General features: G+C 62.8%; 13 protein-coding genes and 1 tRNA gene. 8 read left to right on the forward strand and 6 right to left on the reverse strand.

Annotated elements, in window-relative coordinates; translation table 11 throughout:
- Nucleotides 1-163 precede the first annotated feature (163 nt).
- Entirely contained in the window at nt 164-850 is a 687-nt protein-coding gene (locus tag BMY90_RS09540; protein WP_092703514.1) for a DUF2461 domain-containing protein, read from the reverse strand.
- Nucleotides 851-870: 20 nt separating this feature from the next.
- The gene (gene sbcB / locus BMY90_RS09545; protein ID WP_092703516.1) at nt 871-2,316 is read right to left on the reverse strand and encodes an exodeoxyribonuclease I; all 1,446 of its coding nucleotides are present in this window, start codon (nt 2,314-2,316) and stop codon (nt 871-873) included.
- A gap of 246 nt (nt 2,317-2,562) precedes the next feature.
- Between sbcB and orn the strand changes: the two genes are divergently transcribed.
- From orn to BMY90_RS09565, 4 genes are all read left to right on the forward strand, one after another.
- Nucleotides 2,563-3,123, forward strand: a complete 561-nt coding sequence (gene orn / locus BMY90_RS09550; protein WP_008215429.1) for an oligoribonuclease — start codon at nt 2,563-2,565, stop codon at nt 3,121-3,123.
- A gap of 31 nt (nt 3,124-3,154) precedes the next feature.
- Nucleotides 3,155-4,063 carry a dihydropteroate synthase gene (gene folP / locus BMY90_RS09555; protein WP_092703518.1) on the forward strand — a complete coding sequence of 303 codons (909 nt, stop codon included), beginning with the start codon at nt 3,155-3,157 and terminating at the stop codon, nt 4,061-4,063.
- Nucleotides 4,064-4,136: 73 nt separating this feature from the next.
- Nucleotides 4,137-5,510: a phosphoglucosamine mutase gene (gene glmM, locus BMY90_RS09560; RefSeq protein WP_092703520.1), complete on the forward strand. Its 1,374-nt coding sequence runs from the start codon at nt 4,137-4,139 to the stop codon at nt 5,508-5,510.
- Nucleotides 5,511-5,797: 287 nt separating this feature from the next.
- The gene (locus tag BMY90_RS09565) at nt 5,798-6,733 is read left to right on the forward strand and encodes an isopenicillin N synthase family dioxygenase (protein WP_092703522.1); all 936 of its coding nucleotides are present in this window, start codon (nt 5,798-5,800) and stop codon (nt 6,731-6,733) included.
- A 27-nt stretch (nt 6,734-6,760) separates the two neighbouring features.
- On the opposite strand, the gene BMY90_RS09570 is transcribed toward BMY90_RS09565, so the two are convergent.
- Together BMY90_RS09570 and BMY90_RS09575 are read right to left on the reverse strand one after the other, a co-directional pair.
- The gene (locus BMY90_RS09570; protein ID WP_092703524.1) at nt 6,761-7,435 is read right to left on the reverse strand and encodes a DUF6445 family protein; all 675 of its coding nucleotides are present in this window, start codon (nt 7,433-7,435) and stop codon (nt 6,761-6,763) included.
- Nucleotides 7,436-7,490: 55 nt separating this feature from the next.
- Entirely contained in the window at nt 7,491-8,297 is an 807-nt protein-coding gene (locus BMY90_RS09575) for an SDR family NAD(P)-dependent oxidoreductase (protein ID WP_092703526.1), read from the reverse strand.
- A 115-nt stretch (nt 8,298-8,412) separates the two neighbouring features.
- On the opposite strand from BMY90_RS09575, the gene tpiA reads away from it, so the two are divergent.
- The 4 genes from tpiA to BMY90_RS09595 all read left to right on the forward strand — a co-directional run bounded on the left by tpiA (nt 8,413) and on the right by BMY90_RS09595 (nt 11,228).
- Nucleotides 8,413-9,162 carry a triose-phosphate isomerase gene (gene tpiA, locus BMY90_RS09580; protein ID WP_092703528.1) on the forward strand — a complete coding sequence of 250 codons (750 nt, stop codon included), beginning with the start codon at nt 8,413-8,415 and terminating at the stop codon, nt 9,160-9,162.
- Nucleotides 9,163-9,181: 19 nt separating this feature from the next.
- On the forward strand, nt 9,182-9,622 hold the full coding sequence (gene secG / locus BMY90_RS09585) for a preprotein translocase subunit SecG (protein WP_092703530.1): 441 nt from the start codon (nt 9,182-9,184) through the stop codon (nt 9,620-9,622).
- Nucleotides 9,623-9,640: 18 nt separating this feature from the next.
- Nucleotides 9,641-9,725, forward strand: a tRNA-Leu gene (locus BMY90_RS09590).
- A 276-nt stretch (nt 9,726-10,001) separates the two neighbouring features.
- On the forward strand, nt 10,002-11,228 hold the full coding sequence (locus tag BMY90_RS09595) for a tyrosine-type recombinase/integrase (protein WP_092703532.1): 1,227 nt from the start codon (nt 10,002-10,004) through the stop codon (nt 11,226-11,228).
- 171 nt (nt 11,229-11,399) lie between these two features.
- On the opposite strand, the gene BMY90_RS09600 is transcribed toward BMY90_RS09595, so the two are convergent.
- Entirely contained in the window at nt 11,400-12,260 is an 861-nt protein-coding gene (locus BMY90_RS09600; RefSeq protein ID WP_092703534.1) for a DUF5677 domain-containing protein, read from the reverse strand.
- A 205-nt stretch (nt 12,261-12,465) separates the two neighbouring features.
- Nucleotides 12,466-14,022 carry a GmrSD restriction endonuclease domain-containing protein gene (locus BMY90_RS09605; protein ID WP_092703536.1) on the reverse strand — a complete coding sequence of 519 codons (1,557 nt, stop codon included), beginning with the start codon at nt 14,020-14,022 and terminating at the stop codon, nt 12,466-12,468.
- Nucleotides 14,023-14,233 lie beyond the last annotated feature (211 nt).

Consider the following 14,233-nt stretch of genomic DNA (forward strand, 5'->3'; position numbering starts at 1 on the left):
TATCAGAGAGGGCGATGGCAGCTTTTGCTCGTCATTCCTGCGAAGGCAGGAATCCAGCGCCTTTGTGCGTAATAGCCTGGAGGCGCTGGATCCCAGCTTGACCGGCCCTTCGGCCGTTGAGAGCCGCTGGGATGACGAACAAAAAGCTGGTACACACCGGCCACTAAAACTCCAGCTCCTGCGCGGCGCACAGGTAATCGATCATCGGCGCGATGCGCTTGAAGCTTTCCACCGTTCGCGGCAGCAGTTCGGCGGAGCAGGCCAGGGCTTCGTCGATGCTTTCGCCGGCCGCGAAATCCTTGCGCTTGAGGTCGTCGATCAGTTCGTGCTCCGGATCGTAGCCGCGTGGCGGACGGACCAGCGAATCGCCCCATAGCGTAAAGCGGTCGCGGAACGCCTTGCTGCGCGTGGCGCGCTTCCAAGCTTCGGGGTTGTCGGCGAGGAAAGCGCGGATGTGCTTGAGTGCATCCGGCTCGGGATGCCACATGCCGCCACCGATAAAGCAGTCGCCAGGTTGAATGTGCAGGTAGAAGCTGGGCGCGGGAATTTCGCGGCGTCGTTCGTGGAAGAAGCGCGAGCCCTGCCAGGGCTTGTACGGCAGCTTGTTGTTCGAATAACGGGTGTCGCGGTAGATGCGGTACAGCGAGCCGCCGTTCTTGCGCGGATCGGCACGGTAATGCGGGCTGATTTTCGCCAGTGGCGCCTGCATGTCGGCGATCAGCTCAAGAAACGGTTCGCGCACATGACGCTCGTAGTCGGATTTGTGCGCCTGGAACCAGTCGCGGCTGTTGTTGCGATCCAGCGCGCGCAGGAAGCGGAAGCTGGCAGGGGAGAAGTAGGCTTTCGACATGGTGTTGATCAGGGCATGGGTCAGGTGGAAAGGCCGGTTTCGGCGGCAAGTTGTTCGCCCCAGGCCTGCAGCTGATCGAACAGGGGGCGGCGATCGGCCAGCGCTGCATCTTCGCGCATCAGCGCCAGTTTGGCGGTGTAGTCGTCCAGCGTCAGCGTGGTCAGTGGCGTGGGGCGGCTGATGCGCTCGCGGCGGAAGTGCTCCCAGCGCTCGCGTTCGGCGGCATCCAGTGTCTCGGGCCAGTTGCGGGCGCGATAGCGGAACAGCAGTTCCGGATAGCGCGGATCGCGAAACGGAAAGGCGCGCGTGCCGAGCTGCGCGGGCGGCGTGGCGCGCACTTCGGCCAGCAGGCGCTTGTCGCCATCGGGCAGGAAGCCGGCGTACAGCGCCAGCTCCGGATCTTCCGGTGGCGGCAGATCGCTGGCGCGGGCAAATATGCGGCGCACCTTGTCGGCCAGTTCGGTGGCGGCGTGCAAGGTATCGCGATGGGCCAGGTTGCGCTCCAGGTCGAGCTGCAACCGGCCGAGGTCCGTGCCCTTGAGCGTGGACAGCGGCGCCAGCGCTGGCGTGCGGTTGGCGCGCACGGTGCGCAGCGGGATGCGCTCGACGCCTTCGGGCAGGTCGGCGCGCGAGGTGAACACGCGATCGGCGATCTCGTCTTCGTCCAGCGCCAGCAGTTCGGCCGGATCGGTAGCCAAGTCGTAGACGATGATTTCGCCCGGGCGGCTGGGGTGCAAGGCCAGTGGCGCGATGATGGCCAGGCAATGCCGGCTGGCCGGGTAGCGCGATGAGATGTGCACCAGCGGCGTCATGTTCGCCACGTCGAGCAGTTCGAATACGCGCTGCTTGCGGCGCAGCGCGAAGTGCCAGTCCCACAGCCGCGGTTGGCGCACGCGGATCAGCCGTGCCAGGTCGATCAGCGCGTGCACGTCGGACAGCGCATCGTGGGCGCGTTCCTGCAGCAGGTGATTGGCGGTGGCCAGGTGCTCCAGCTTGAAGCTGGGCGAGCCGTCTTCGCGCGTCGGCCAGTGGATGCCCTCGGGCCGCAGCGCCTCGCACATGCGCACCAGGTCGATCAGGTCCCAGCGCGAATTGCCGTTGGCCCATTCGCGACCATAAGGTTCGTAGAAGTTGCGGTAAAGCAGCTGCCGGGTCACTTCATCGTCGAAGCGCAGCGAGTTGTAGCCCACACCGCAGGTGCCTGGTTCAGCCAGTTGTTCATGCACGCGCGCCGCGAACTCGGCTTCGCTTACGCCCTCGCGTTCGGCCTGCTGCGGCGTGATGCCGGTGATCAGGCAGGCTTCGGGGTGAGGCAGGCTGTCCCGTGGCGGCTGGCCGAAGAACATCACCGGCTCGCCGATGATCTCCAGCTCCATGGTGGTGCGGATGCCGGCGAACTGGACCGGGCGATCGCGCCGGGTGTCGGCGCCGAAGGTTTCGTAGTCGTGCCAGAAGAAGGTCTGCATGATGTTCCCTGAGGGCAGATACCCGATGATCGCATGGCGTGCTGATAGACTGCTCGAATCGAGCCTGCCGGGCCGGGCCAGTCAGGCTTGGCCGGTTGGGCTGCAAATCCGACTGCGCGGTCCATGTTTCCGCCGCCTCTTGATCCATGGAACCATCATGGGCCTGCGACGCGGCGATAACCTGTTCTCGCGCGGTCGAATTTTTGCCTTGACCGCCCACGTCCGACAGGCTCCCAAGGAGAGCGCATGAGCCAAGCCAACGACGAAAACCTGATCTGGATCGATCTGGAAATGACCGGCCTCGACACCGATGCCGACTCGATTCTCGAAATTGCCACCATCGTCACCGACAAGCACCTCAACGTGCTGGCCGAGGGGCCGGTGTTCGCCATCCGCCACGAGCTGGATCGGCTGGAGGCGATGGATTCATGGAACCGCAACCAGCACGGCAAGTCCGGCCTGTGGCAGCAGGTGCTGCAATCGACCACGGACCACGCCACGGCCGAGCAGGCCACGGTGGATTTCCTGCGCGAGTGGGTACCGGGCGGCAAGTCGCCGATGTGCGGCAACTCGATCTGCCAGGACCGTCGCTTCATGCATCGACAGATGCCGCGGCTGGAGCGTTATTTCCACTACCGCAACCTCGACGTGTCCACCTTGAAGGAACTGGCGCGGCGCTGGGCGCCGACGGTGGCCAAGGGCTTCAGCAAGGAGTCTGCACATACCGCGCTGTCGGACATTCGCGATTCCATCGAGGAGTTGCGTCATTACCGCCAGCACATGGGCGAACTCGGCGGCCTGGGCTGAACCCGGGCCCGGACCAAGCGGAGAAAACAGCATGTCCAGCGACTTGTTCGCGCCCGTTCTCGATTGCGCCGGACGGCCGTTGCGGCTGGATCGGCCACGCGTGGTGGGCATTCTCAATGTCACCCCGGACTCGTTTTCCGATGGCGGCGCCCATGCGGACATCGACGCGGCCGTCGCGCATGGCCTGGCGATGGCGGAGCAGGGCGCCGACATGCTCGATGTCGGCGGCGAGTCCACTCGCCCCGGTGCGGCCGATGTGTCGCCGGACGAGGAACTGCGCCGGGTGATCCCGGTGATCGAGCAACTGGTGTCGCGCACCACGTTGCCGATCGCCATCGATACGTCTAAGCCCGAAGTGATGCGGGCGGCCGTGGCGGCGGGCGCCGGCATGATCAATGACGTCTACGCCTTGCGCCGCGAGGGCGCGCTGGATGCCGCGGTCGAGTTGGGCGTGCCGGTGTGCCTGATGCACATGCAGGGCGAACCGCGCAGCATGCAGGACGAACCCCACTACGACGACGTGGTCGGCGAGGTGCATCGCTTCCTTACCGACCGCCTGTTCGCCTGCGAGCTGGCCGGGATGGATCGACGCAAGGTGATGGTCGACCCGGGTTTCGGCTTCGGCAAGAACCTGGAGCACAATCTGGCCTTGCTGCGGGCGTTGGAGCGCTTCGTCGACCTCGGCAGTGGCGTGTATACGGGGCTGTCGCGCAAGGCGATGATTGGCACGCTCACCGCGCGCGACATTCCCGCGGAACGTGCGGCCGGGTCGGTGGCGGCCGCGTTGATCGCGGTTCAGCGCGGCGCGCGCATGGTGCGCGTGCATGACGTGATGGCGACGGTGGATGCGCTCGCGGTTTGGCATGGTGTGCATGCCGGTGACGAGGCGCCGCGTCGCGATCCGAAGCCGGCGGCACCGCGCTGGCCGGATGACGATTGAACAACAGGCAGGGCAGGGCGGCGTTGCATGGAGCTCGCCGTCAGGGCAGGGAATCTTTCGGAAAGGCATCACGATGAGTCAACGCAAGTATTTCGGTACCGATGGCATTCGCGGTCGGGTGGGGCAGTGGCCGATCAGTGCCGATTTCATGCTGAAACTGGGGCGTGCGTTGGGCGCGGTGCTCGCCGCGCAGCAGAAAGCGCAGCAGAAAAAGACCAGCCAGCGCCCGCTGGTGCTGATCGGCAAGGACACCCGCGTGTCCGGCTACATGTTCGAATCCGCGCTGGAAGCCGGCCTGGTGGCTGCCGGTGCGGACGTTCGCCTGCTCGGCCCGATGCCGACGCCGGCCGTGGCCTACCTCACGCGCAGCCTGCGCGCCGATGCCGGCATCGTGATCAGCGCCTCGCACAATCCGCACCACGACAACGGCATCAAGTTCTTCTCCGCCAGCGGTGAAAAGCTGTCCGATGCAGTGGAGGACGCGATCGAGCGCGAGGTGGATGCGGACTTCGCCACCGTCGACTCGGACTGCCTGGGCAAGGTGGTGCGCATTGCCGATGCGGTGACCCGTTACGCCGAGTTCTGCAAGGCCACCTTGGCCGAGGACTTCAGTCTGGCCGGCATGAAGCTGGTGCTGGATTGCGCCAATGGCGCGACTTATCAGGTGGCACCCAAGGTATTCGCCGAGTTGGGCGCCGAGGTCATTGCCATCGGTGACGAACCGGATGGCTTCAACATCAATCGCGAAGTAGGTTCCACCCATCCGCGGGCCTTGCAGCAGGCCGTGCTGGAGCATGGCGCCGACCTTGGCATCGCCTTCGACGGCGATGGCGACCGCGTGCAATTGGTCGATCGCCACGGCGCCGTGGCCGACGGCGACGACATCCTTTTCGTGCTTGCCCGCAGCTGGCACGCCCGCGGCCTGTTGCAAGGGCCGGTGGTCGGCACCTTGATGAGCAACTATGGCCTGCAACTGGCGCTGGAAGGTTTCGGTGCCACGCTGTTGCGCGCCAACGTGGGCGATCGCTACGTCCTGCAGCGACTCAAGGAACACGACGGCATCCTCGGCGGCGAGACCTCCGGCCATATCCTGTGCCTGGATCGCGCCTCCACCGGCGATGGCATCGTGGCTGCGCTCGCAGTGCTCGAAGCGTTGACGCTGTCCGGCGAAGATCTGGCCGACGTCCGCAAGGGCCTGCGTAAAATGCCCCAGATCATGCTCAACGTGCGTGCCGAAGGTGCCCGCGAAGCGTTGTCCAGCGATGCGGTGCGCGAGGCACAGGCCGAGGTGGAGCGTATCCTGCACGGCCGCGGCCGCGTGGTGTTGCGAGCCTCGGGCACCGAGCCGCTGGTGCGCGTCACCGTGGAAGCCGCCGACGAGGCCGAGGTGCGGCAGATGGCGGAACGGTTGGCAGACGTCGTAAAATCCGCGGCAGAACGCTCGTGAACCAGCAGACGCATTGACGTCTGCCTTAGGAGCCTGTCGGGCTTGGGTGGTCGAGGCGAAAATGTGGCTGTGTGAGGACAGCTTTTCGTCGATTCGCCGTCCCATAGTGGTTCTATGGGGCAAGAAGTGGCGGAAAGATGGACACACAGCCGGATTTGCAGCCCGGCCAACCCAAGCCCGACAGGCTCCCAAGTCAGCCAGGACCCGGTCGCCAAGGAATGGCCCGACGTGCACCGCCCCTGCGGTGGCGGAACACCTTCGACCGCATGTCAACCTGGACTCGACTCATGAAAAACGTTCCTACTCTGGATATCCGCCGTTACGACACCGACCGTGCCGCCTTCGTGGCCGAGCTCGGTGCCGCCTATCGTGAATTCGGTTTTTGCTGCATCAGCGGCCATGGCATTTCCCGCGAACTGGTTGATGGCGCCTACGACGTGTTCCAGCGCTTTTTCGCGCTGCCTGCCGACACCAAGATGAAGTACCACGTGCGCGGCGGTGGCGGCGCGCGCGGCTACACGCCATTCAAGGTGGAGACCGCCAAGGACAGCCATTTTCCTGACCTCAAGGAGTTCTGGCATATCGGTCGCGAGATCCCGCGCGACTCGACCTTCGCCGACGTGATGCCACCGAACCTCTGGCCGGCGGAAGTGCTGGCGTTCCGCCAGTACGGCTATGGCCTGTACCAGGCGCTGGACCAGCTCGGCACCCGCGTGTTGCGTGCGCTGGCCCTGCACGTCGATCTGCCCGAGAACTATTTCGAGGACAAGACCGAGCAGGGCAATTCCATCCTGCGCCCGATCCACTATCCGCCGATCACCGAAGAAAACGTTCCCAACGTGCGCGCCGGTGCGCATGAGGACATCAACTTCATCACCCTGCTGGTCGGGGCCAGCGCGGAAGGGCTGGAAGTACTCACGCGCGAGGGCGAGTGGCTGCCGATCACCACCGAGGGCGACGCCATCGTGGTGAATATCGGCGACATGCTGCAGCGGCTGACCAACCACGTGTACCCGTCGACCACCCATCGCGTGGTGAATCCGCCGAACGAGAATGCACGCAAGCCGCGCTACTCGGTGCCGTTCTTCCTGCATCCGAACCCGGACGTGGTACTCGATCCGGTACCCCAGTGCATCACGCCGGACAACCCGAAGCGCTACGACACGCCGATCACCTCGCACGAGTACCTGCAGCAGCGGTTGCGCGAGATCAAGCTGATCTGATCGAGCCGGCCCTGTCGGGCAGTCCGGTCAGGCCATCCAGAAGAACACCGCCGTCATGCGCTTGCTGGCGGCGTCTTCGAGGCCTCCGTAGGCACTGGCGCTGTGGATGATGTTGGCCTTGTACAGCAGCAGGCGGTTGAAGCGATGTGCCACGCGCACGTCTTCGACGAAGGCATCGGGCTGCACGAAACGGTTGCCCAGCGCGTCGACCAGGTTGTGATGCGGCGGCATCACCAGGTTGCCGCCCAACTGGTTGCCGGCCATGCGCTGGCGGAAGAAGCTGGTGCCGCAGCGCTCGGACACCTGCGGGTTGAGGTAAAGCACGGCGGCATAGCGGCAGAGATCACGCGAATCGGTATGCGGTTTGACCGCGCCCTCGACGGCGCCGACCACCTGCACGCAGTTGTGGTTGAGTTTCAATCCCCCCGGTGCACTGCCGACTTCGAGCTTTTTCACGCCAGTCGCCTGGCGCACGCGGGCTTCGATGCCGGCCAGCTCCGATTCCAGCAGCGCCGGACTGGCGCGCATCCCGGGCCACGCCTCGCCGGTGTGCGGAAAGCCGTATTCCCAGTCAGTCTTGGCCAGGCAGCGGTCGCGTACTGCCTGCGGATCGTCCAGCACATCGTCCAGCACCCAGTAATCGCGTCCTTCGACGGGTTTGCGGTAGGGCAGCGGTCGCATGCGGGTGGGAAACAGGCTCATGGTGTCCTCGCCATGGTCGATTCGACGGGTGATGGTGCGATGGCGCGAGGCGCGGTCATTCCTGCTGCCGGTAGCGCCGGGCCTGGCGGGCGGACAGGCGCAGTGCCAGGCGATCCGGCATCAGCTTGAACAGGCCCTTGATGAAGCGGTTCACGCGGCCGGTGACGAGTACGGCCTCGCCACGCTCCACGGCGTCGATGCCTTCCCGCACCACGTCCTCCGCCGATTGCCACATGAAGCCGGGCAGCTTGTCCATCAGGGCGCGGGTGCCGGTGACATCATGGAATTCCGAACGGGTGAAGCCGGGGCAGAGAGCGCAGACATGGACGTCACGGTCACGGTTTTCCAGCGCCAGCGATTGCGAGAACTTGATCAGGTATGACTTGGTGGCGGCATACAGGGTGTGGCCGGCGGTACCCGGCACATGGCCGGCCAGCGAGGCCACGTTGATGATGCGGCCGTACCCGCGCTGGCGCATGTCGGGCAGTAGGCGCCAGGCCAGTTCGGTGGGGGCGGTCAGCAGCACCTGCAGGGAATCGGCGTGGGTCTGCCACGCGTTGGCCACGAATGTTCCCGGTACGCCATAGCCGGCGTTGTTGATCAGCCAGTCCACGGCCAGCCCGCGCCTGGCCAGTTCGTCGCACAGGGTCGCCGTGGCCGCCGGATCGGCAAGGTCCGCGGTCAGCACAGTCACCGTGCTGCCGTGTTGCTGGCGCATGTCGGCGGCCAATGCTTCGAGCCGTTCGGTACGTCGCGCGGTCAACACCAGGTCATGGCCCCGGGCCGCGAGCGCGCGGGCAAAGGCGGCGCCGATGCCGGCCGAAGCGCCGGTGATCAGGCTGAGCGGGCGAGCAGATGACATGGCTGGTTTCCGATGAGGCTGAACGTGCATGATGGCATGCGCGTGCATGGCGTTGCCGCAAGTTGCTTCGATCGGTACCCTTCGCGCTTTGAACGCAATGGAATAAGGCAACGGCATGCGCAAGAAACTCGTCGCAGGCAACTGGAAGATGCACGGCAGCCATTCGATGGCTCAAGCGCTGGTCGGCGAGATCGCCGCCGCCAAGCCGGCGGATATCGACGTGCTGGTCTTCCCGCCGTTCCCTTACCTGTCCGGTCTGGCCCGGCAGTGCGCCGACAGCGGCCTGGGCATCGGTGCCCAGGATGTCAGCGAGCACGAGGGGCAGGGCGCCTACACCGGTGAAGTATCCGCTGCCATGCTGGTCGACGTCGGTGCCCAGTGGACTTTGGTCGGCCATTCCGAGCGGCGCCACTATCACGCCGAGAGCAATGAGCTGGTAGCACGCAAGTTTGCCGCCGCGCGTGCGGCCGAGCTTACCCCGATCCTTTGCGTCGGCGAAACACTGGAGCAGCGCGAGGCAGACCAGACCGAGGCGGTGATCGCGGCGCAGATGCAGGCCGTGCTGGCACTCAACGGCATCGCCAGTTTCGATACTGCGGTGATCGCGTACGAGCCGGTGTGGGCCATTGGTACGGGCCGTACCGCCAGCCCGGAACAGGCGCAGCAAGTGCACGCCTTCATCCGTAGCCAACTGGCGAAAGAGGATGTTATGATTGCCGGTCTGACGCGGCTGCTTTATGGCGGCAGCGTGAAGGCGGCAAATGCCGCGGAATTGTTCGCGCAGCCGGATGTGGATGGAGGGTTGATCGGTGGAGCCGCCTTGGTGGCCGCCGATTTCCTGGGCATCTGCGCCGCCGCGCACTAGTGCCAGGGCCTGCACCTACATGTTTGTAATCTTCAGCGTGTTCTACATCCTGATCGCTGCGGCGATGATCGTGCTGATCCTGATGCAGCGCGGCGCGGGCGCCGATGCGGGCTCGGGTTTCGGCGGCGGTGCCTCGGCAACCGTGTTCGGTGCGCGTGGCTCGGCGAACTTCATGTCGCGTGCCACGGGCGTGCTGGCCACGTTGTTTTTCCTGCTCAGCCTCGGCATGGGCATTTACCTGAAAGTCAACGGCGCACCGCAGCAGGCTGCGAACAGCGATCTGGGCGTGATGGCGGGGCTTGGCAATCAGCCCGCGAAGTCCCAGAATGCGCAGCCCGCGAAGCAGGCGGCACCGGTCAAGGCGGAAACGCCGACCCCGGCCGCTGCCAACAGCGACGTGCCGGCCGCGCCGGCTGCGAAAACGCAGCCTGACGTACCGAGTGCGCCTGCCAAGCATTGACGGATCAGCAAGACACCTGCCCAGGTGGCGGAATTGGTAGACGCACTACCTTGAGGTGGTAGCGACGAGAGTCGTAGGGGTTCGAGTCCCCTCTTGGGCACCATTTGATAGTTTCAGGACGTCCGATACAGTCCGAAAAACTTAGGAAAACCCGCCACTTGGCGGGTTTTTTTATGCCTGATTGTCCGATTCGGTGCAAGGCCGTCCGATTGAATCCGGCCAAAATTGGGGGCATATTTGGGGGCATATCGCTGAACAACAGCAGGCAGAGCGAATTTGTGCCCCCAGATCTCGATTGGTGCGCATAACATTCGATGTCGAACAGAGCGCCACTAGAGCGTTGGGTACGCTACCGACCGATCGCATTCCGAGGTGATGCATGAAACTGACCGATGTCGCCGTTCGCAAGGCCGCTCCGCGCGCCAAGCGGTACAAGCTGGCGGATGGCGGAGGCATGTATCTCGAGGTGACGCCGGGCGGAGCGAAATACTGGCGGCTCAAGTACCGGGTCGCTGGCCGGGAGAAACGGTTGGCACTGGGGGTGTATCCGACGGTTTCCCTGTCCGCTGCCAGGCAAGGGGGCCAGGAGGCTCACCGGCTATTGGCCCAGGGCATTGATCCCGGTGCGGCCCGCAAGGCGGCAAAACAGCAGAAAGTCGAAGTAGCCACGGCGGCCAGGGACACCTTTGAAGCGGTCGCCCGAGAATGGATGGCTCGGCAGGAGGTGGCCGAGGTGACGGCCAACAAGACCCGGTGGATCCTGGAGACCTTCCTGTTTCCGGAAATCGGCGGCCGGCCGATTGCTGAGGTTACGCCGCGCGAGCTGCTGACGGCCCTGCGCAAGATCGAGGAAAGCGGCAAGCTGGAGACCGCCAAGCGGGCCAAGATCAAGGCCGGACAAGTGTTCCGCTATGCCGTGCTGGAGGGCAAGGCTGAGAGCGACCCCACGGCCAGCCTGCGGGGCGCACTCAAGGCGCCGAAAGGCAACCATCATGCCGCGGTGACGGACCCGACCCGTATGGGCGAGCTGCTCCGGTCAATCAACGGCTTCGCCGGCCAGCCCGTCACACTGGCCGCGCTGAAGTTGGCGCCGCTGGTGTTCGTGCGCCCGGGCGAGCTGCGCCACGCCGAATGGGGGGAACTCGATCTAGATGGTGCTATCTGGCGCATCCCCGGCGAGAAAATGAAGATGGGCGCCGCGCACTTGGTCCCGCTGTCCACGCAAGCCGTGGCTGTCCTGCGAGAGCTATATCCGTTGACCGGTGACGGCCGCTACGTATTCCCCGGCTTACGTACCTCGTCCCGGCCCATGTCCGAGAATACCGTGAACGCCGCGCTGCGACGGCTGGGCTATTCCGGCGATGAAATGACCGGTCACGGCTTCCGCAGCATGGCGGCGACGCGGCTCAACGAGATGGGTTGGAACGCCGACGCCATCGAGCGCCAGTTGGCGCATGCCGAATCGAACAAGGTCCGCGATGCCTACACGCACGCCGCGCAGTACTTGGATGAGCGCACCCGAATGATGCAGGCGTGGGCGGATTATCTTGACGAGCTGAGAGCGGGCGGCAGGGTCATTCCCATCAGGCAGACTCGCAGCCTTTGAATCTGAGCGTTATGGAGCCAAGTACGTCGTATGGGCATACGGACGCCATGTGTGTGATGTCTTCAAACACTTCGCCTAGGCAGTTGATGCTTCGATGCAATTGGCAGCAAGAGTGCGTGCTGGCGTTGCTCAAGCATCAACAATTCAAAAAAAAGTGGTGACAGGCCGGCATCATTCGGGGTATTCGATGTCAATCCATTTGTTGTAGGCGCCGCCAAAGGAGTCCCGTAATCCCTGTACCTTCAAGCGGGCTTCCCTGAGGCTGGACGTATCGTGTTCAATGAACCGATAGCCGACCCCGAGTCTGATCAGAAGGTAGTCGAATGAGTCGGATATGAGGCGGGCCAGATGGGCCATGTGTAATGAATCTCGGCGATCGGGTTGACGTGCATCACGGTCCAAAGGAATCGACACGCCCTGATAATCGGCATGGTGGACATGGCTTGCAATCGAATACCCATGGGCCAGTCCGCCGAAATCCGCGAACAGTTGATCGTTGCTTCGTCGAAGGGCGCCGATGATTCCAGTGAACCCCCATCTTGTTTCCAGCGCACGACGCGCGGCCTTGTCATGCCGTTCGCCCAAGATCGTGCGCTCCTCATCGGTAAGCAGCCGCTCCCGCAGCGGTTTCCATTCCTTCGCGTCAGGATCGCCAAGTGCATCAAGAAGGTCGCGCACCTTCTGATCATCCTTTAGGAGGGTGGCGTTGAAATGGTCGCCGCCGTATTCCCCAATCCGGGTCTTGAATTGCTCCTTCGTCTGCATGATGAAGGCAAACTTGAGCGATGCTTCGCATACGGAACGAAGCGTGACTTCCGCATCCCAGAGCTGCCCGTACGCACACAGCAGAAGTGTGCTCTCCGTGGAGCGCGCCGCCGCGGAAAGCAGCATCGCAAGGGTGGTCTGCTCATGGCCTTCCCATGCCCCATGCCTTGCGACAGGGGCCATCAGGGGAAGGGTCTCCCGCATCAGCATGAGTGCCCTTTCAGACCAGTCACGTTGGGCCTGAAACGTCTCCTCCGTGTACACCATTCCCCTCCTTTCGCCAGACCTTCAATACGGTCCAGATGCTGTATGAATCCAATCGAAGTATTCGATGCCGCAAGTGAGCGGTTACATCAGGGCCGGGCCCATACCCTCGGACACGCAGGAAGAGAAGCGGAGCTCCATCAGGCAATGTGTCTGAGCGAAGCGGCTCAGCGCGTATTTTCCCCCTGTGTCGCCTCATCGGCGGCGTCTAGGCTTTCACACCCGTATTGCAGAAGGGATGGACCAATCTGCCGTTGGCGGCTTCGCCGGTTCCCTTGTCCCGCCTTGGCGTGATGTGGTCATACGACACGGACTTGCTCGGGTGAAGATAGCCTCCGCAGATGGGGCACATGATGGCTGAGGCGAGTGCCGTGGTCATGAAAAGCATCGACTTCGTTCCGTCATTGAATTGCGGGGATGTCTGTATCGCATTTACATCCAAGATCCGGCCACGCAGCCCCATGTTCGCGATAGCTGCTTCCGGTGTCGGAGCGGCGACACCTGTTGCATTGAGGAAAAGGAATTCGAAAAGATCCTTCATCCGCGGAATGCGCTGCGCCTTGCTCATGTTCTGTAAGACGAACGCGATCAATGATTTGTTTTCGACCAAGAACTTCTCCGCCATACCTCGAGCTGAGGTGAACTTCTTGAAAAAAGAGCCGTCGTTGTTCCTGATCTTTTCCGTGATCAATGCCGTCATCCCCAAGAAAAGAAACCTGTTGTACTTGCCGCGTTCATTGTAGAAATAGACGGCGGGATGAAGGCCCAGACTGCCAGGTGAGTTGCCGGTAATCCGGTTCAATATCTGCAATGAGCGTGTCAGCACATCAATGGTTTTTTCTCCGGTGTCATCATCGGCATACTTTTCAATGGGCAGGGCGACTGGTTGTCGATTGCTCGAGATGGTGAGGAACTCAATCAGCAGAGACAGCGCATCCACAGGTGAGACAGAGCCGCCGAAGGGAACATCCAGCGTTTTCAATGGCGTGGTGGATTCAGGCTCGAATAGAAGCTCATAGAACTCGCCGGCCAGGCTCTCAATGCGCTCCTTGTACTCCGGCTTGAACGATGACCAATACTGATGGCCGCTGCCTGCACGAAGAATGACGCGAGCCCCTATGGCAATAGGTTTTCTCCTGTTCCTGATCAACATCTCTTCCGTATCATCAAGTGGAGTGCCTTGAGAGTTGATCTTGAAGAATGACGTCTCCGCCACGTCGGCATTGCCTTGTATCCACTGAAGGTTCAGTGCGCGAGTAAACAGGCGATTGGCCCTCTTCAGTGCATGGGCATCGTCGGACACCTTCGTATCGATCAGTGCGCGAAGCTTGGAAAAACGGCCTATCCGCTGTTCAACCAGCTTTCTTGTCCGCTTGGATATCCTTTTCTGTTCTTCCGAAATCTCCCCCTTATAGAATGCCAGCGAGAGAGGTCCATCCCCATAGTCATCCTCAATCCAGGCGCGTAGCGCACTCAATCGATGGCAGCCATCTATCACAAAAATGAAGGTTGGTGACTTCCACAGAATCAATGATGGAATGACCTCATTGTCGAGAAAGCTGGCAATGAAGGTCACAACCTGCTCCGGTGTCCATTGATTCGTCTCTCGCTGGAAATCAGGTTTCCTGAGCAGCCTCAGGATTGCCGAGTCTGCGGACAGGTTGGCGATGGGGAAGTCCCGAAACAGATCCAAGACGAACTCCTCTTGGGCGACAGAGAAATCCTCACGAGGAATCATGGCATCCAGTGTGACCCGCTGGGACATGGCAAAATCTCAGACTGTGTGGAGTCATGATGATAGCCAGGTAGTGGTGGGCGGTCTTCAGCCACACCATAGGAACGTCGCCGCTGGCCGGCCTGCCCGTGCGCGGCCCGCGCAATCGACTCCGCATGTTGGATCACCGATGGTTTCACCGTATAACGGTGGGGCTGTCGCAGCTCTGCTGCACAGTTGTCCATTGGTAACCTTTGCGTTA

It is taken from the genome of Rhodanobacter glycinis (assembly GCF_900114325.1).
GTDB classification, from domain to species: Bacteria; Pseudomonadota; Gammaproteobacteria; order Xanthomonadales; family Rhodanobacteraceae; genus Rhodanobacter_A; species Rhodanobacter_A glycinis.